The sequence below is a fragment of the Rhodobium gokarnense genome (assembly GCF_025961475.1).
Taxonomy (GTDB): domain Bacteria; phylum Pseudomonadota; class Alphaproteobacteria; order Rhizobiales; family Rhodobiaceae; genus Rhodobium; species Rhodobium gokarnense.
This window is the reverse complement of the sequence record NZ_JAOQNS010000011.1, coordinates 98,059-116,130: the sequence shown is the minus strand read 5'-3', so window position 1 is coordinate 116,130 and position 18,072 is coordinate 98,059. Positions and strand designations below refer to the sequence as shown.

The window sequence follows — 18,072 nt, the reverse complement described above, 5'->3', positions numbered from 1 at the left end:
CGCGGGATGCTTTTGCCCCCCTTGTCCCACGCACTCCGCGTCACCCCGGGCGGAGCGAAGCGGAGACCCGGGGCCTATTGCCCACATCGAAACGGTATGCCGTCGCGGGTCGTGATCCGGCCGAGAACCGCGCCAATGCCAGTCCCGCCAGCCGGCGGCATACCGCGTTGAGGCGGGCAATAGGCCCCGGCTCGGGGCCGGGGTGACGGCATTCTTTCTGGCGAGCGAACGTGTTCTTGCCCCGAGGGCGGCGAAACGGGCCGTCTTCTTGAGGGAGCAAAGGAGGGGCAGTGGCAAGACCACACCGTGCGAAAGCTATCCGGACGGCGCCCCTGCCCCTGCCCGTCCGCCGGCAACGCCTTTAGAACGGGATTTCGTCGTCGAAATCGTCACGCTGGGGGCGCGAGGGGGCGTTGCCGCCACCGCGGTCCATCGGGCTGGAGCGGCCGAAGTCGGAGCCGCCGGAGCCGCTGTCGGCGAAGTCGCCGCCGCCGCCGCTGCGGCCGTCGAGCATCGTCAGCGTGGAATTGAAGCCCTGCAGCACGATCTCGGTGGTCCAGCGCTTCTGGCCCGACTGGTCTTCCCATTCCCGGGTCTGAAGCTGGCCTTCCAGATAGACCTTGGAGCCCTTCTTGAGATACTGCTCGGCGATCCGGCACAGGCCCTCGCTGAAGATCACCACCCGATGCCATTCGGTGCGCTCACGGCGCTCGTTGGTGTTGCGGTCGCGCCAGGACTCGCTGGTGGCGATGCGCAGATTGACCACCGGACGCCCGTCCTGCGTCCGGCGCACCTCCGGATCGGCGCCGAGATTGCCGATCAGGATGACCTTGTTGACCGATCCAGCCATTGTTCTTTCCAGTACTGAAATATGTGTCCGTCTTTGCCGCACAGCCTAACGGGCGCCCGGCGCCGGGGCCAGCGGGGCAGCGCCCTTTCCACAGGCGAGTCGGGCCGTCATCGGCCGTCGCTGTCGCGTTCCTTTTTTGTTCTTTGTACCGTAGAACAGGGCATGTGGCAAGTTCAACCCCGTCCATCGCCAATGAAATCCCCGAAATCCGGCGAATTTGGAGGGTCCTCTCGCGGAATGCCATCCTCGGCCGCCCCCTTGGCAGCGACGCATGTTCATTGTATGTTCCAAGCGTCCTTAACGCCGACTCGCAAGCTTTATACAAATGCTACAGGCCGCCGATCCGGTCGCGCGCGGCGCGTGGCGTAATCCTCTTGTTGCGCGGCTGCGCTTCTGGCCTATATCGCGTTAGGATCGGGCGCCTGTCGCCGGCCCGATCCGCCTACCCAAACCGACCGGGCCGCCAATGACCGCCGATGCGGGCGGCAGGACCTCCGTTTTCGCCGGACTGCCGGCGCCCGAACCGTTCCCCAAGGCACGGAAGACCCGATGACGACCAAATATCTCTCCATTCGCGGCGCCCGCGAGCACAATCTGAAGAATGTCGACCTCGACATTCCGCGCGACCAGCTCGTCGTCATGACCGGGCTCTCCGGCTCCGGCAAGTCGTCGCTCGCCTTCGACACCATCTATGCGGAGGGCCAGCGGCGCTATGTGGAGAGCCTCTCGGCCTATGCGCGCCAGTTCCTGGAGATGATGCAGAAGCCCGACGTCGACCAGATCGACGGGCTGTCGCCGGCGATCTCCATCGAGCAGAAGACGACCTCGCGCAATCCGCGCTCCACCGTCGGCACGGTGACGGAGATCTACGACTATCTGCGCCTCCTGTTCGCGCGCGTCGGCATCCCCTATTCGCCGGCGACGGGCCTGCCGATCGAGAGCCAGACCGTCAGCCAGATGGTCGACCGCATCCTCGCCCTGCCGGAGCGCACCCGGCTCTATCTCACCGCGCCGATCGTGCGCGGACGCAAGGGCGAGTACCGCAAGGAGCTGGCGGAGCTGCAGAAGAAGGGCTTCCAGCGGGTCAAGATCGACGGCACCTTCTACGAGATCGCCGAGGCCCCTGCCCTCGACAAAAAGTTCAAGCACGACATCGACGTCGTCGTCGACCGCATCGTCGTTGCCGGCGACATCGCCAGCCGGCTGGCGGACTCGCTTGAAACCGCGCTCGGCCTTGCCGACGGGCTGGCGGTCGCCGAATTCGCCGACGAGACGGAGGACAAGGGCGCGCCGAAGAGGCTGGTGTTTTCGGAAAAATTCGCCTGTCCGGTCTCCGGTTTCACCATCGCCGAGATCGAGCCGCGCCTGTTCTCCTTCAACAATCCGTTCGGCGCCTGTCCGACCTGCGACGGCCTCGGCACGACGCTGGAGTTCGAGGCGGACCTGGTCGTTCCCGACACCTCGCTCTCCCTGCGCGAGGGCGCGGTGCTTCCCTGGGCCAAGACCGGCAACACCTCGCCCTATTACACCCAGACCTTCGAGGCGATCTGCCGGCAGTTCAAGGTGTCGATGGCAACGCCCTGGCGCGAGCTGCCGGATGAGGTGAAGAACGTCATCCTGCACGGCTCGGGCAAGACGCCGATCACCTTCGTCTATGACGACGGGCTTAGGCGCTACCAGACCAACAAGCCGTTCGAGGGCGTCATCGGTAATATCGAGCGGCGCTGGCGGGAGACGGAATCCGCCTGGGTCCGCGAGGAGCTGTCGCGGTTCCAGTCCGACCATCCGTGCGAGGCCTGCGGCGGTAACCGGCTGAAGCCGGAGGCGCTCGCCGTCAAGATCGACGGGCGGCATATCGGCGAGGTGACGGCGATGTCGATCCGCCGCGCCGCAGAATGGGCCGAGACCCTGCCGGACGGCCTCACCGACAAGCAGAACGAGATCGCCTACCGGATCCTGAAGGAGATCCGCGAGCGCCTGCGCTTCCTCGTCGATGTCGGCCTCGACTATCTGACCCTTGCCCGGGCGTCGGGCACGCTATCCGGCGGCGAGAGCCAGCGCATCCGGCTCGCCTCGCAGATTGGCTCGGGCCTCACCGGCGTCCTCTACGTGCTCGACGAGCCCTCCATCGGCCTCCACCAGCGCGACAACGCCCGCCTGCTGGAGACGCTGAAGCACCTGCGCGATCTCGGCAACACCGTCATCGTCGTGGAGCACGACGAGGATGCCATCCACACCGCCGACTATGTCTTCGACATGGGTCCCGGCGCCGGCGTCCATGGCGGCCGGGTGGTCTCGCACGGCACGCCGGAGGAGATCGTCGCCGATCCGGCCTCGCTCACAGGCCAGTATCTCTCCGGCGCGCTGGAAGTGCCGCTGCCTTCCGTCCACCGCAAGCTGCCGAAGAAAAAGCGGCTGAAGCTGATCGGCGCGCGCGGCAACAACCTCAAGGGCGTCACCGCGGAAATCCCGCTCGGCACCTTCACCTGCATTACGGGCGTTTCCGGCTCCGGCAAGTCGACGCTGCTCATCGACACCCTGTTCAAGGCCGCGGCCCGGCGCATCTCCGGCGCCCGCGAGCAGCCGGCGCCGCACGAGGCCTTCGAGGGTCTGGAATTCCTCGACAAGGTCATCGACATCGACCAGTCGCCGATCGGCCGCACGCCGCGCTCCAACCCGGCGACCTATACCGGCGCGTTCACGCCGATCCGCGAATGGTTCGCCGGCCTGCCGGAGGCCAAGGCCCGCGGCTACGCGCCGGGGCGCTTTTCCTTCAACGTCAAGGGCGGGCGCTGCGAGGCCTGCCAGGGCGACGGCGTCATCAAGATCGAGATGCACTTCCTGCCCGACGTTTACGTCACCTGCGACGTCTGCAAGGGCCGGCGCTACAACCGCGAGACGCTGGAGGTCCAGTTCAAGGGCAAGTCGATCGCCGACGTCCTCGACATGACGGTGGAGGAAGGCGCGGAGTTCTTTTCCGCCGTCCCCGCCATCCGCGACCGGCTGCGCACCCTTTCCCGCGTCGGCCTCGACTACATCCACATCGGCCAGCAGGCGACGACGCTGTCGGGCGGCGAGGCGCAACGGGTCAAGCTCTCCAAGGAGCTGTCGCGGCGGGCAACGGGCCGCACGCTCTACATCCTCGACGAGCCGACCACGGGCCTGCATTTCCACGACGTCGCCAAACTCCTGGAAGTGCTGCACGAACTGGTCGACCAAGGCAACACGGTGGTCGTCATCGAGCACAATCTGGAGGTCATCAAGACGGCCGACTGGATCGTCGACCTCGGCCCGGAGGGCGGCGACGGCGGCGGCGAGATCATCGCCACCGGCCGGCCGGAGGACATCGTTGCCGAGCCCCGCAGCCATACCGGCCGGTTCCTGAAGGACGTGCTGGCCCGGCACGACCGGACCAAGAAGTCGACGGCGGCGGAATAAGCGCTCTTACGGAGGCGCCGTGGGCCGTCGGTGGCCTATGATGCCCCCAGAGGCATTCTTGGGCGCATACCCGCGCGGCGGAGCGATTTGCCGCGCCAAGCCTCCGAAGGCGGCAGAAATGCTGTGAGGGCTCGCCTGAGCCGCTCCTGCCGTTGCACGGGCAAAGGCCGCGCCGTACCGAAAGGGCCCGCCACAATGACCTTTGCGCTCCGTCTTGCCGGCTGTCCTCTCACAGCCGCTTCTGCCGTTCTCGGCGCCCTCCTCGTCTCGGCGCCGGCGGCGGCTGCGGATCCGGCGGACTGCGACGCGCCCCAGGTGGGCGACGACCTGCGCCACTGCTCCTTCAAGGGGCGCCAGCTCATCGGCGTCGACCTGCATGGCGCCGACCTTTCCGGCGTCGATTTCGGCAATGCCGTGATGACCGGCTGCGACCTCACCGGCGCCAATCTGAAAGGCGCCGATTTCAAATGGGCCAATCTCAGCCATTGCCGCTTGAAGCGGGCGGACATGTCCGGCGCCGACCTCTTCCACACCAGGCTCGACTATGCCGACATGACCGGCGCGACGCTGCACAAGGCCTTCATGTTCGGCACCGACCTCAACTACGCCCGGCTCGACGATGCGGACCTTTCCGGCGCCAACATGAAGGACGTGCTGATGGAGGCGACGCGGTTCCGCCGCGCCGACCTTTCCGGCGTCTACATGCTGCGCGGCGTCGTCATCGGCTCCGACTTCCGCTGGGCCAGGCTCGTCGGCACCGACATGACCGGGGCGAGCGCCGAGGAGGTCAATTTCTCCGGCGCCGACCTTTCCGGCACCAAGCTGTCGGGGGCGCAGCTCATCTCCGCCGCCTTCGTCGGGGCGCGGCTGTCCAATGTCGACTTCCGGAATGCCACTTTCGAGGACACCGATTTTCGCGGCGCGGTCGACCTGCCCGAATCCGTCGCAAAGCGGCTGAGCGAGCGCTGGCGAGCGAACTGAACGCCTCTTTCAACGGCATCCGGGGGGCATTCGGGAGGCTTTCAAGGCCATTCAGGGGTTGTTCCGGGGGCATTCGCGGCCAAAAAGCGCAAAAAAACCACTTTGCCGCACCGGATTCCTTACCAAAATCTTTATTGACAAAGCCTAGTTTTTGATCGGTTTTTTGCTGGGGTCAAAAGCTGGGCAATGGGCGTATCCAAGCAAATGCCCCGATTTTGACATAATTTTCTCTTCGGCCGTCGTATTTGCGACAGTCGAAGTCGCTTTCCGGATACGAATGCGACGCCTGCCTTAATGCCGCCAAAAGGCCTCTCACGATCCATCTCAAATTGTTACAAGCTCCTAATAACTAAGGGGAAATCTCTGTGCTTTCCGCATGAGAGCTATGCATTTTCGCGCCTCCCGTCGGCGCCTCGGATCACTTACCTCTCCACTTGCCACGGCAACGCACCGAATGCGGAGCGCCGGGCGCGCAGTAGAAACCTAACCCGAGATACTCGGATTTAACTGACTGGGTGAAGCCATGTTCGACACCATCGTTCGCAACTACCGTTCGTGGCGCAAATACAACGCGACCTATAACGAGCTGATGCGCCTTTCCTCGCACGAGCTCCATGATCTCGGTATTTCGCGCGCCGACATTCCGTATATCGCTCGCCGGTGCTCGCACTAAGTGGCGCGCGACCGAACTATACGGACACCGTTCGTCGCCAAGTCGACGGACCATTAACACCCGCCGGGTTCTCCTCCCTCCGGCGGGTGTTTTTGTCTCTGCAAACATGTTTGTAAGAGCGCTGCTCAGCCCGAGGCGGGCGATGCGGCAAACCAGGCCTCCAGCGGCATGATGTCGGGCTCGACCCCGTTGCCATGCGGCCAGGAATCAACGGCATAGCCGCTGCCCGATTTCTTCTCCACGATCACCGCCGTCGCATGGGGATAGCGCCCGTCGAGGAAGAAGCCGCGGGCGACCGGGCTCGCCACCCGGTGGTGCTTCAGATAGCCGTGGCTCTGGGCAATCAAGAGGACGCTCGTCGTGTTGGTCGCCTCGTCGAGACAGTCCATCTGGCCGGCAACGCCGGCATTGTGCATGTCGAGGCCGCCGATATCGTTGGCCGATCCGACCACCGGCGCGACGCGCTTCTCCGCCCAGGCGATCGCCCGGCCGATCGCCTTCCTCTCGCGCTCCGGCGAGCGGTATCCCGCCCTCAGGATGCGTTTCAGGCGATTGAGGTCGCGGCGGGTCAGCTTCACCGAGGTGCGCCGGGCACAGCCGAAGGCGTGGCAGACGACGAAGCGGTCCGGTCCGGGGGCAACGGCGTTGTGGGCGCCGTACCAGGCGGTCGGTGCGCCCGCCATCTGACCGGCGCAGCCGGCCAGCATCGCGGCGATGACGACGCCAGCCGCTGCCTTTCCAATCGTCATGCCGCATCACCCGAATCACTGAATCTTCTGGCAATTTAAGGGTTCGCTGGAAGAAGTCCAAACACGAGGAAGTCAGAAACCTGACCGACGTGCGAAACGCTTGAAAGCGTGGCGCTGCGGCCATAGGTTCCCGGCCATGTCGAACCCAACACACCCAAGCCCCGTCCATGTCGTCGGCGGCGGCCTTGCCGGCAGCGAGGCCGCCTGGCAGATCGCCGGCGCCGGCGTGCCGGTCATCCTCCACGAGATGCGCCCGGAGCGCGGTACGGACGCCCACAAGACCGGCGATCTCGCCGAACTGGTCTGCTCCAACTCGTTCCGCTCCGACGATGCGGAGGGCAACGCCGTCGGCGTGCTGCATGCCGAAATGCGCCTTGCCGGATCGCTGATCATGGAGGCGGCCGACGCCCACCAGGTGCCGGCGGGCGGGGCGCTCGCCGTTGACCGGGAGGGCTTTGCCGCCGCTGTCACCGGCGCGCTTCAGGCCCATCCGCTCATCGAGATCCGCCGCGAGGAAGTGTCCGGCCTGCCGCCGGAGGACTGGGACAGCGTCATCCTTGCCACCGGCCCCCTCACCTCGCCGGCGCTCGCCGAGGCGATGAGGGGACTGACCGGCGAGGACGCCCTCGCCTTCTTCGATGCGATCGCGCCGATCGTCCATTTCGACAGCATCGACCTCGACACCGCCTGGTTCCAGTCGCGCTACGACAAGGCCGGCCCGGGCGGCACCGGCGCCGACTACCTCAACTGCCCGATGGACAAGGAGCAATACGAGGCCTTCGTCGATGCGCTGATCGCCGGCGACAAGACCGAGTTCAAGGACTGGGAAGCCTCGACGCCCTATTTCGACGGCTGCCTGCCGATCGAGGTGATGGCCGCGCGCGGCCGCGAGACGCTGCGCCACGGGCCGATGAAGCCGGTCGGACTGACCAATCCGCACAATCCGGACGTGAAGGCCTATGCGATCGTCCAGCTCCGCCAGGACAATGCGCTGGGCACGCTCTACAACATGGTCGGCTTCCAGACGAAGCTGAAATACGGCGCGCAGGTCGGCGTCTTTCGCATGATCCCCGGTCTGGAGAATGCGGAGTTCGCACGGCTCGGCGGGCTGCACCGCAACACCTTCCTCAATTCGCCGAAGCTGCTCGACGAAACGCTTCGCCTGAAGGCGGACCCGCGCTTACGCTTTGCCGGCCAGATCACCGGCTGCGAGGGCTATGTGGAATCGGCGTCCATCGGCCTCCTCACCGGTCGCCTCGCCGCGGCCGAGCGCCTCGGCCTTCCGCTTGCCCCGCCGCCGGTGACGACGGCGACGGGGGCGCTGCTTTCCCACATCACCGGCGGGCATCTTGCCGACGAGAGCGGCTCCGGACCGCGCTCGTTCCAGCCGATGAATGTCAATTTCGGGCTGTTCCCGCCGGTGGAGATCGTCAAGCCGGAAGACGTCAAGCGGTTCCGCGGCAAGGAGAAGGCGCGCGCCAAGAAGCAGGCGCTGTCCCGGCGGGCGCTGGCCGATTTTTCTGCCTGGCTTGCGGGTGCCGCGACCCGTTCAGCGGCGGAATAGCGCCTCAGCGCCCCCGAGGCGTCACCACGACGACGAAACGCGCCGACGAGAGCTGCACGGGTCCGTCCTTTTCCTTGAGCAACCGGCCGTCATAGACGGTGATGGTGACGCGGCGCTCGCCGGCGACGGCGCTTCTACTGAGCGGTGCCTTCAGCGCCTTATCGCCGGCCCGGTCCAGCGCCCGCTCGATCGCGTTGGCGAAATCGAAGCGCAGCGGGGCCGAGCCGCGTAGCTCCACCCGGAAGCCGGTTTCGCCGATGCGCGAAACGGCCAGGCCGCGGACCTTGATCGCGCGGTTGCTCATCGCCCAGAGGTCGAACGGCCCGTAGACGGTGACGCCGTCGGCACTGAAGAGCTGCGTTCCCCTTGCGACGATGCGGGCTTCCTTGCGGCTGCGGGCTTGGACGCTCGCCGGGTCGATGTCGAGGAGGGTGGAAATCCGGCGATAGGCATCGCCGCTGTCCCTGGCATTGTCGAGCACGTCCTTGTCGGCGTCCGCGATCAGCGGCCGCAAGGCGTCCAGCCTATCGACATTGCGCAGGGCCTGCAGCGCGGAGCGGAGGTTGCGGCGCGTGTCGCCATCGATCCCGGCCCCGACGTCGTGGTCGGCGACGAGCCGGCCGTCCTCGATCGCTCCCGCCTCCGTCAGCATGGCAAGGATGCGCGCGGTCTGGCTCCGGGCTGTCAGCGCCTCCGGGCTCAGGGGACCGAGGGAGCCGAGGAGAAAGAGGACGGCGAGGATGCCGGGGATGAGGCGGATGTCGGCGCGGCCGAGCGTTGCGGTGAAGACGAGCGCCATGAGGGCGAGCCAGAGGGCGACGAGGACGAGGAAAATCCGCTCCGGCGTCAGGCCGTAGGCATCGACGCGCAGCCAGACGGCGATGGCGAGGAGGATGACGGGAATGATCGTTGCCGGAAACCAGAAGCGCCTGAACCCGGCAAAGAACGGCCCGACGGTGGCCCGCTCGCCGAAGAGCACGAGGAAGGAGAGAGCGCCGATCGCGCCGAAGCCGGAGACCATCCAGCCGATCTGGTTCTTCGGCAATTCCCCGCTGACGACGATCTGCGCCGCATAGGCAAGGAGCACGGCGGCATAGACGGTGAGCAGTGGCACCAGCACGAAGCGGTTCAGCACATGGACCGGCGAGACGACGAGCGCGGACAGCCCCTCGGCCTTTTCCAGCGTGCCGGCCACCGGCAGCATCGCCAGCCAGGCGACCGGGGCGAGGAAGCACAGCGAGACGGGCAGCAGGATCTTGAAGGCGAGATCGCCGGAGCCGAGGCCGAACAGGATCTTGATGCTCTGCTCGATCAGGAGCACGCCGAGGAAGAACATCAGCGCGCCGAAGAGCGCAAAGACGGCGCCGATGAAGGCCTGCTGGTTGAACAGCCAGAAGCCGTCGAGGTCGGCCTTTCTCGCCAGATAGGGCGCCAGGCCGACGAGGAGGACGGCAGCGCCGAGGAAGAAGAGATCGCCGGGTCCGAGGTCGCCGGTGCCCAACACCACCGCCAGGGCGCCGGCATAGAGCGCTAAAGCGATTCCCTGCCCAAGAAGCGCGCCCAGCCGCCGCGCCTCGCCGAAGAGCGTGCCGGCAACGGCATAGAGCCCGCCGACAGCGAGCCCGAACAGCACCTTCTCGATGGCATCGACCAGCGGTGCCGGGACCTCTTCATGGGCCTTCATGATGGCAAGGACGGTGAGCACGGCGAAACCGGCGACGGCGACCGGAAAGCGCGACGCGACGGACCGGACCTCCGGCCCCAATTGCTGGAACTGGCGCGACACCCAGGACATGAAACCCCTCCCCGTTCGCCGGCATCGCCTGCCGGCCCGAAATGTCCTTGCTTGCAAGGTTGGGCGAGATTGCGGCTGCAGTCAGGAAAAAGGATCAGGCGGCGTAGTGGCGCCGTGCCTTGACCGCCATCCGCCACAGCATCCACTGACGGCGCCACAGGGGCAGTTCCACGGCGGTCCGGAAGGGATCGTAGCCGGGACGCTCCATGATGCCGAGATAGCGCTCCACTAGGCAGGTGGTGAGGAAGGCCGGGGCGATGTCACGCGACAGCCGGACGATGCCGCTGCGGGTCTCGGCAAGGTGGTAGCGCACCTCGTCGCGGAGATCCGCCATTGCCGGCCGCAACCCGGCGTCGGCATTGCCGGCGCAGACCGAGACGCAGTCGACGCCGTGGCGGCCGAGCACGTCGAGCGGCAGGAACATCTGGCCACGGGCGGCATCGCGGGGGAAATTGCGCAGCACCTCGGTAACGGTCTGGGCGATGCCGGCGTGGTTGGCGACCTCGACGACGTCGAGGCGGCAGCGACCGCAGAGGATCCGGACCGCCAGGCGGATCAGCGCCGACGTCGTCTCGCGGGCATAGGCGTGGAGGTCGTCGAGGGACGGCATCGGGTCGTCGTAGAGATCGAAGCTGCGCGCTTCCAGAATCTCGGCGAAGACGTTGCGGGGGAGATCGAAGCGCTCGATGGTGTCCATGAGCGCGACGGCCAGCGGATTGCCCTCGATCTCACCGCGGCAGGTGCCGGTGATCGCGTCGCGCCACCATTGCAGGCGCATCTCGCCGGGCAGCGGGTCGCTCACCCGGTCGCGGATGGCCGCCGTCTCGGCGTAGAAGGCATAGAGCGCATAGAGGTGCCGGCGGCGATCCTCGGGCGCGAACAGGCCGCTGACGAACCGCTCCTTGTCGGTCCGGCGCACAAGATCGAAACAGTGGTCATAGGCCTTGTCGAACGACACGCGAAAATCCCTTGCGCCAACGCTATTTGACGGCGATGAGGGCCGCCGCCACGGCGCGGTTTTCGGCAAGGAGGACGTTGTAGGTGCGCACGGCCGCACCGGTCGACATGGCATCGGCGCTGATCGCGTGCGAGCGGAACAGCGCCTTCAGCTCGGGCCCAAGCGGGCGCAGGTCGTTGCCGGTGCCGACGAGGAGGATGTCGATCTCGCCGGCCTCGGCGATGACCCCGGCAAAGGCCTCGGCATCGAAGTTTTCGGGCGCGGAACACGGCCAAGGCGCAATACCGCTCGGCAGGCACAGCAGCGAGCCGGTATGGGCCATTTCGGCAAATTTGAAGCGGCCGTCGCCATAGGCGTCGATCGGCGCCCGGCCGGGAAAGTGCGGGGCCGTGAAGACGAGCCCGCTATCGTCGTTGACCATGTCTGTTTAAGTGGCTTCGGCGGTCTCTGCCGTCTCCGCCCCTCCATCCTTGCTGCCGCCGCGCTTGAGCTTCAGATGGATCAAGAGCGGCGCGGCAATGAATATAGAGGAGTAGGTGCCGACGAAAATGCCCCAGATCATCGCAAAGACGAAGGAGCGGATGACCTCGCCGCCGAAGATGAACAGCGCGAACAGCGCCAGGAGCGTCGTCAGGGAGGTGAGAACCGTGCGCGACAGGGTGTTGTTGATCGACAGGTCGAGGAGCTGCGGCAGCGGCATCTTCTTGTAGCGCCGGAGGTTCTCGCGCACCCGGTCATAGACCACCACGGTATCGTTGAGCGAATAGCCGACGATGGTCAGGATCGCCGCGATCGAGGCGAGCGTGAAGTCGAGCCTGAGGACCGAGAACATGCCGATGGTCAGGACGACGTCGTGGATGGTGGCGGCAACGGCGCCGAGCGCGAACTGCCATTCGAAGCGGAACCAGATGTAGAGCAGAACGGCAAACAGCGCGACGACGACGGCGATGGTGCCGGCCTCGGCCAGTTCGCCGGAGACGCGCGGTCCGACCACCTCGACGCGGCGGTATTCCACGCCCTCCTCCCCGAGGGTGCCGCGAATGAGCGTCACGGCACGCTGCTGCGCGGCCTCGCCGCCCTCCTGGTCCTCGATCCGGATGAGGACGTCGTCGGGGGCACCGAATTCCTGCACCTGGACGTCGCCGAGATTGAGCTCGCCGAGGCTGGAGCGGATGGCGCCGATGTCGGCCGGTCCGTCGATGGTGCGGATCTCGATCAGGCTGCCGCCCTTGAAGTCGATGCCGAGATTGAGGCCGAGGATGGCGAACAGCACCAGCGAGGCGATCATCGCGGTGATCGACACCGGAAAGGCGATCCACCGGTAGGTCATGAACCGGAGCTTGGTATCGTCCGGGATCAGGCGAAGGTATCTCATGGAAGAAGTCTCGCTCTTTGTGCCCGGGCGATCACAGCGGAACGGCCGTCGGACGCCGCATCTTCACCCACTGCGCCACCAGGAAGCGCGTGAAGGTGAAGGCGGAGAACACCGTCGTGACGATACCGATGGCCAGCGTCACGGCGAAGCCGCGGATCGGGCCGGAGCCGAGCTGGAACAGGATGACGGCGGAGATGAAGGTGGTGATGTTGGCGTCCAAGATGGTGCCGAGCGCCCGCGAGAAGCCGGCGTCTATGGCGCCGATCGCCGATCTGCCCTGGCGCGCCTCCTCGCGGATGCGCTCAAAGATCAGCACGTTGGCGTCGACCGCCATGCCGATGGTGAGCACGATGCCGGCGATGCCCGGAAGGGTCAGCGTCGCCCCCAGCGCCGACAGCGCGCCGAGGATCAGGAACATGTTCACGATCAGCGCGGCGTTGGCGAAGATGCCGAACAGCCCGTAGGCCACCAGCATGAAGACGACGACGGCGAGCATGCCGATCACCGAGGCGACCTCGCCGGCCTCGATGGAGTCGGCGCCAAGGCCCGGTCCGACCGTGCGCTCCTCGATCGCGGTCATCTTGGCCGGCAGCGCGCCGGCGCGCAGGAGCACGGCCAGGTCGTTGGCGCCCTCGACGGTGAAGTTGCCGGAAATCTGGCCGGAGCCGCCGAGGATCGGCTCGCGGATCACCGGCGCGGAAATGATCTCGCCGTCGAGCACGATGGCGAACGGACGGCCGACATTCTGCTGGGTGATGAGGCCGAACTTGCGGGCGCCCGCCGTGTTGAAGCGGAAGGTGACGACCGGCTCGTTGGTCTGCTGGTCGAAGCCCGTCTGGGCGTCGGTCAGGTCCTCACCGGTCAGCAGCGGCGCCTCGTTGACGAGATAGGGCACGGGCGGATCGTCGGTGGTGTACATCACCATGGAGCCCGGGGGCGGACGGCCTTCGATCGCCTGCTCGACGGGGGTCGAGACGTCGACCATGTGGAAGGTCATCTGGGCGGTCTGGCCGATCACCGACTTCAGGCGCTGAGGGTCCTTCTCGCCCGGCGCCTCGACCAGCACACGGTCCTCGCCCTGGCGCTGGATGCTCGGCTCGGTGGTGCCGAGCTCGTCGATGCGCCGGCGGATGACTTCGATCGACTGCGAGACGATGCTGCGGATGCGATGGGAAAGACCCGCTTCGGTGAAGGAGAAGCGGATCAGGCCGCCCTCGCCGGTCTCCATCTGGAACTCGTCGACCGGATCGCTGCCGAAGACGCTGGATTCCAGCGGGTTGCGCAGATCGCGCAGGCGCCGTTCGGCGTCCGCCACCTTGGCGGTGTCACGGATGCGGACCTGGACGCTGTCGCCCTGCACGCCGAGGCCGGTATAGCCGATGCGCGGCTGGTCGCGGAGCAGCTTGCGGATATCGCCGACGAGGGTCTTCAGGCGCTTGTCCTTGTAGTCCTCGCTGTCGACCTCATAGAGCAGATAGACGCCGCCCTGCAGGTCGAGACCGAGCACGAGCTGCTTGCCCGGGATCCAGCTCGGCCAGGCTTCCACCGTCTCGCGGGAAAAGAAGTTTGGCGCCGTCAGCACGAAGCCGCCGAGGGCGACCAGCAGGATGAGGGCGATTTTCCAGCGCGCGAAATAGAGCATGTCCGCTCGTCCGATCTTTCAACGAAAATAAAACGGGAAGCCGGCGCCGCGGCGCCTGCCTTCCCCTTGTCGTCCCTGGCCGGTCTATTCCTTGGCCGGCTCGCCCTTGGAGCGGACTTCGTGGATCATGGCCCGCACAACGCGGACCTTCATGCCCTCGGCCAGTTCGAGCTGGATCTCGTTGTCGTCGATGACGCGGGACACCTTGCCGATGAGACCGCCACCGGTGACGACCGTGTCGCCGCGGCGCAGGCCCGAGACCATCGTCTGATGTTCCTTCACCCGCTGGCGCTGCGGCCGGATGATGAGGAAATACATGATGACGAAGATCAGCACGAACGGGATGAGGCTGATCAGCATATCGCCGCCGGGGGCAGCGGTGCCCGACTGGGCGAATGCCGGGGTCACGAACATGGACCACTCCTTGACTGGGTTTTGGTGGCGGACCGTCCGGCCGCCCGTTTGCCGGGCCGGCGGACTGTCGCGGTGATTTCGGCGCGGACTATAACGGTCCGCTCAGGCAATGCAAACACTCCCTTGGACGCCGCGACTGTGCCCGAAACCTGCCGCCGGGCCAACCGTTTGCCGGATGCGCGAGTGTCGCAACGGCGACCGATCGCAGGTCCGGCTCATCGCCCGCCCTGCGGCTTTAGCTTGTGGCAGGCCTTGCCGCATATGTGGTAGGGGCAGACGACTTTCAAACGAAAAGACTCCCCAAAGTGGAGACCCGCCTTGCAAGACCCTGCCCTTACCGCCATTGCCTCCCGCCTCGACAAACTCCTTGCCCTCGTCGAACGGGCGGTTCCGCCTCAACCTGAGACGCCGGATTTCGACGCTGCCGACGCCTTCGTCTGGCAGGCCGATCCGGTCCGCTTCGTGCCCGTCACCAAGATCAACCGCGTCGATCTCGGCCTCCTCAAGGGGATTGAGCGGATGCGCGAGACGCTGATCGATAATACCGAGCGCTTCGCCCGCGGCCTGCCGGCCAACAACGCGCTCCTTTGGGGGGCACGCGGCATGGGCAAGTCGTCGCTCGTCAAGGCGGCCCATGCGAGCGTCAATGCACGGCTGGAACAGGACGGCGAGGCGTCCCTGAAGCTGATCGAGATCCACCGCGAGGACATCGAGACACTGCCGGCCCTGATGCAGTTCCTGCGGGCGGCGAAGCATCCGTTCCTGGTGTTCTGCGACGACCTCTCCTTCGACGGCGACGACACCTCCTACAAGTCGCTGAAGGCGGTGCTGGAAGGCGGCATCGAGGGACGGCCGGAGAACGTCCTCTTCTACGCCACGTCGAACCGGCGCCACCTGCTGCCGCGCGACATGATGGAGAACGAGCGCTCAACGGCGATCAATCCGGCCGAGGCCGTGGAGGAAAAGGTGTCGCTGTCGGACCGGTTCGGGCTCTGGCTGGGATTTCACAATTGCAGCCAGGACGACTATCTGGCGATGGTCCGGGGCTATGTCGCCCATTACGGCATTAAGGTGGACGACGAGACGCTGAAGGCCGAGGCGCTGGAATGGTCGATTTCGCGCGGGGCGCGGTCGGGCCGCGTTGCCTGGCAGTTCATCCAGGACTTGGCGGGACGGCTCAAGGTACGACTGACTGGGTAGGAGCCGCCCCGCCCTGATCAGGCGCCTCGCGGGGACAAGGGCTGACCAATTCCTCCTGCCATGGCCGCATCATTGTCTTCGGCCTGGATTTTCGCCGGGACGGCGAAAGAAAAGGCCTCCGGCGAATGCCGCCGGAGGCCCGATTGTTCTCTTATGCGCCGGCCAGGTATGGCATCGGATCGACCGGCCGCGAGCCCTTGCGCAGTTCGAAGTGGAGCTGCGGCTGGGTGACGGTGCCCGACGCGCCGGCCTTGGCGATGATCTGGCCGCGGCTGACGGATTCGCCGCGCTTGACCATCAGCTCGCTGTTGTGGGCGTAGGCGGTGACCCAGCCGTCGGAGTGACGCACCAGCACCAGGTTGCCGTAGCCCTTCAGCTCGTTGCCGGCATAGATGACGGTGCCGTTCTCGGCCGCCTTGACGGAGGTGCCCTCCGGCACGGCGAGATTGATGCCGTCATTGTGCTGGCCGTTCGGCTTCGACCCGAACTCGGAGATGATGCGGCCGCGCACCGGCCAGCGGAAGGAGCGGATCTGCGCGGTCTGGCGCGGCTCCGGCTGCTGGCTGCCCGCCTCGTCCCGCGCTTCGGCCTCCGGCAGCGAGCCGGTGACGACCTCGTCGGGATCGGGATTGTGGGTGGCGACCTGGTCGCGGGCCCGCGGCTTGCGGGCCGGCTCGGCCTTGGCGACGTCCCGGCGGGCCGGCGCTGCACGCGCTACATTCGTCGCGCCGGCGGCAGGGATCGTCAGTGTCTGGCCAATCTTGATGAGGTTGCTGTCGCCCAGCCCGTTGGCGGCGATCAGGTCGCCACGGGAGATGCCATAGGTGCGGGAGATGCTGGAGATGGTCTCACCGGCCTGCACGGTGTGGGTGCCGCCGCGCGGCGCGGCCGGGCGCTGAGCAACCAGAGCGCGGCGCGGCTTCGGCACCGGATGCGGTGCGGAGGCCCGGGACGGAAACGGCTGGGCTCCGGCCGGCCGGGCCGCGTTCTGGTTGGCTGACCCGGTGATGATGTCGTCGTAGCTGCGATTCGCGGACTGCTGCGCCGGCAGGGGAGCCGAGGCGACGTTCGACCGGGTGCCGCCGCCATGGACGTAGGTCGGGATGATGACCTGCTGGCCGGCCGCAAGGCTGTCGCCATTGCCGATGCCCGGATTGGCGGCAAGGATCGCGTCCTTGGGAACGCCGTAGCGGCGCGACATGGACGAAACGGTGTCGCCCTGGCGCACGCTGATCCGGGTGCCACCCGCTGTCGTCCAGCCGTCCTTGGAGATCGGTGCGTTGGTCTCGGGCGGATTGTAGATGGACACCGACGACTTCATGCCCGGATCCGTCCTGCGGACGGGGGCTGCCGGCGTCTTCGTCGTCGACCCGGTCACCAGCTCGTCATAGGTCGGGCTCTGCCGGTCGGCATTGACGATTTGCTTCTGGTTCTTCGTGGACCCCGTCACGATCGTGTCGGTGAACCGCGAAACGTCCATGCTGCACCCGGCGGCAAGGCCGGCCAGCATGGCCACCACACCCAGTCTGGCGAGCGTCTGTGACCGAGAATTTACTGATTTCACGCGCATCGGCCTACTCATGTCGTACCTGAAAAGACGACATCATTAGACCTGGGTAACGTTGATAAAGACTAAACGGCGGCTGCTTTTTTGTTACAAATATGGCGTTGCAGTTTTGCGCATTCCATTACCGCATAAGGAGTTAGCCGGGCGACTGAGATGCTTTTCCGCGCGGCTCAGAGGCGGCTGGCGACGCCCGGCACCATCGGCACGAAACGCACCTGGCACAGCACTTTTTCCTCAAGGCGGCTGCCGCGGCGCGTCACCTTGATCAGGTCCTGGACGCCGCCGGACGGCCCCACCGGCACGACCATGATGCCGCCGCCGACGAGCTGGGCGGCGAGCGTCTGCGGCAGCTCCGGCGCAGCGGCCGTGACGATGATGCGGTCGAAGGGCGCGCGTTCCGGCAGGCCCTCAAAGCCGTCGGCGAGATGGAAGTTCACATTGGTGATGCCGAGGGTCGCCATGCGCTGCTCGGCAAGCTCCATTAGCGTGCGGTAGCGCTCCATGGTGTCGACATGGTCGGCGAGCTTCGACAGCACCGCCGCCTGGTAGCCGGAGCCGGTGCCGATCTCCAGCACCCGGTGGGCCGGCTCGATCTCCAACGCTTCCGTCATCAGCGCAACGATGGACGGCGCGGAGATGGTCTGGCCGCATTCGATCGGCAGTGCCCGGTCGGCATAGGCGAGCGTGTGGCTGTTGGCGGACAGGAACAGGCGCCGCGGCACCCGCTCCAGGGCGGACAGCACCCGGGAATCGCGAATGCCCTGGCGGCGCAGCAAGAGGATGAGTTCGGCCGTCGCGATGCGGTCGCCCTCATTGCTGTCGTCCCAAGAATCGAAACTGTCGTCCGTGCTGTCGTTCATATCCCT

The 18,072-nt window shown here is 66.3% G+C and carries 15 protein-coding genes; 5 read left to right on the top strand and 10 right to left on the bottom strand.

Features of this window, described 5'->3' with window-relative positions; genetic code table 11:
• Positions 1-361: 361 nt before the first annotated feature.
• Positions 362-850, bottom strand: coding sequence for a single-stranded DNA-binding protein (locus M2319_RS17800; protein WP_319801797.1), 489 nt, complete (start codon positions 848-850; stop codon positions 362-364).
• Between the two features lie 549 nt (positions 851-1,399).
• On the opposite strand from M2319_RS17800, the gene uvrA reads away from it, so the two are divergent.
• The 3 genes from uvrA to M2319_RS17785 all read left to right on the top strand — a co-directional run bounded on the left by uvrA (position 1,400) and on the right by M2319_RS17785 (position 5,942).
• Positions 1,400-4,288, top strand: coding sequence for an excinuclease ABC subunit UvrA (gene uvrA, locus M2319_RS17795; protein ID WP_264602812.1), 2,889 nt, complete (start codon positions 1,400-1,402; stop codon positions 4,286-4,288).
• Between the two features lie 195 nt (positions 4,289-4,483).
• Entirely contained in the window at positions 4,484-5,269 is a 786-nt protein-coding gene (locus M2319_RS17790; RefSeq protein WP_264602811.1) for a pentapeptide repeat-containing protein, read from the top strand.
• A 523-nt stretch (positions 5,270-5,792) separates the two neighbouring features.
• Entirely contained in the window at positions 5,793-5,942 is a 150-nt protein-coding gene (locus M2319_RS17785; protein ID WP_111433933.1) for a DUF1127 domain-containing protein, read from the top strand.
• Between the two features lie 125 nt (positions 5,943-6,067).
• On the opposite strand, the gene M2319_RS17780 is transcribed toward M2319_RS17785, so the two are convergent.
• Positions 6,068-6,691 (bottom strand): hypothetical protein, encoded by a 624-nt coding sequence (locus M2319_RS17780; RefSeq protein ID WP_264602810.1) that lies wholly within the window; start codon positions 6,689-6,691, stop codon positions 6,068-6,070.
• Between the two features lie 136 nt (positions 6,692-6,827).
• On the opposite strand from M2319_RS17780, the gene trmFO reads away from it, so the two are divergent.
• Positions 6,828-8,255, top strand: a complete 1,428-nt coding sequence (gene trmFO, locus M2319_RS17775) for a methylenetetrahydrofolate--tRNA-(uracil(54)-C(5))-methyltransferase (FADH(2)-oxidizing) TrmFO (protein ID WP_264602809.1) — start codon at positions 6,828-6,830, stop codon at positions 8,253-8,255.
• A 4-nt stretch (positions 8,256-8,259) separates the two neighbouring features.
• On the opposite strand, the gene M2319_RS17770 is transcribed toward trmFO, so the two are convergent.
• The 6 genes from M2319_RS17770 to yajC all read right to left on the bottom strand — a co-directional run bounded on the left by M2319_RS17770 (position 8,260) and on the right by yajC (position 14,439).
• Positions 8,260-10,050, bottom strand: a complete 1,791-nt coding sequence (locus tag M2319_RS17770; RefSeq protein ID WP_264602808.1) for a DUF4153 domain-containing protein — start codon at positions 10,048-10,050, stop codon at positions 8,260-8,262.
• A 94-nt stretch (positions 10,051-10,144) separates the two neighbouring features.
• The gene (locus M2319_RS17765; protein WP_264602807.1) at positions 10,145-11,008 is read right to left on the bottom strand and encodes a phytoene/squalene synthase family protein; all 864 of its coding nucleotides are present in this window, start codon (positions 11,006-11,008) and stop codon (positions 10,145-10,147) included.
• A 22-nt stretch (positions 11,009-11,030) separates the two neighbouring features.
• Complete coding sequence (locus M2319_RS17760) at positions 11,031-11,429, bottom strand: Mth938-like domain-containing protein (protein WP_264602806.1); 399 nt, start codon at positions 11,427-11,429, stop codon at positions 11,031-11,033.
• A 6-nt stretch (positions 11,430-11,435) separates the two neighbouring features.
• On the bottom strand, positions 11,436-12,383 hold the full coding sequence (gene secF / locus M2319_RS17755) for a protein translocase subunit SecF (protein ID WP_264602805.1): 948 nt from the start codon (positions 12,381-12,383) through the stop codon (positions 11,436-11,438).
• Positions 12,384-12,414: 31 nt separating this feature from the next.
• Positions 12,415-14,025, bottom strand: a complete 1,611-nt coding sequence (gene secD / locus M2319_RS17750) for a protein translocase subunit SecD (RefSeq protein WP_264602804.1) — start codon at positions 14,023-14,025, stop codon at positions 12,415-12,417.
• A gap of 84 nt (positions 14,026-14,109) precedes the next feature.
• Positions 14,110-14,439 (bottom strand): preprotein translocase subunit YajC, encoded by a 330-nt coding sequence (gene yajC / locus M2319_RS17745; RefSeq protein ID WP_264602803.1) that lies wholly within the window; start codon positions 14,437-14,439, stop codon positions 14,110-14,112.
• Positions 14,440-14,757: 318 nt separating this feature from the next.
• Between yajC and M2319_RS17740 the strand changes: the two genes are divergently transcribed.
• On the top strand, positions 14,758-15,639 hold the full coding sequence (locus M2319_RS17740; RefSeq protein ID WP_264602802.1) for an ATP-binding protein: 882 nt from the start codon (positions 14,758-14,760) through the stop codon (positions 15,637-15,639).
• A 151-nt stretch (positions 15,640-15,790) separates the two neighbouring features.
• Here the strand turns inward: M2319_RS17740 and M2319_RS17735 are convergent, their stop codons facing one another.
• Together M2319_RS17735 and M2319_RS17730 are read right to left on the bottom strand one after the other, a co-directional pair.
• Positions 15,791-17,119, bottom strand: coding sequence for a peptidoglycan DD-metalloendopeptidase family protein (locus tag M2319_RS17735; RefSeq protein ID WP_264602801.1), 1,329 nt, complete (start codon positions 17,117-17,119; stop codon positions 15,791-15,793).
• 257 nt (positions 17,120-17,376) lie between these two features.
• The gene (locus M2319_RS17730) at positions 17,377-18,066 is read right to left on the bottom strand and encodes a protein-L-isoaspartate(D-aspartate) O-methyltransferase (RefSeq protein ID WP_264602800.1); all 690 of its coding nucleotides are present in this window, start codon (positions 18,064-18,066) and stop codon (positions 17,377-17,379) included.
• Positions 18,067-18,072 lie beyond the last annotated feature (6 nt).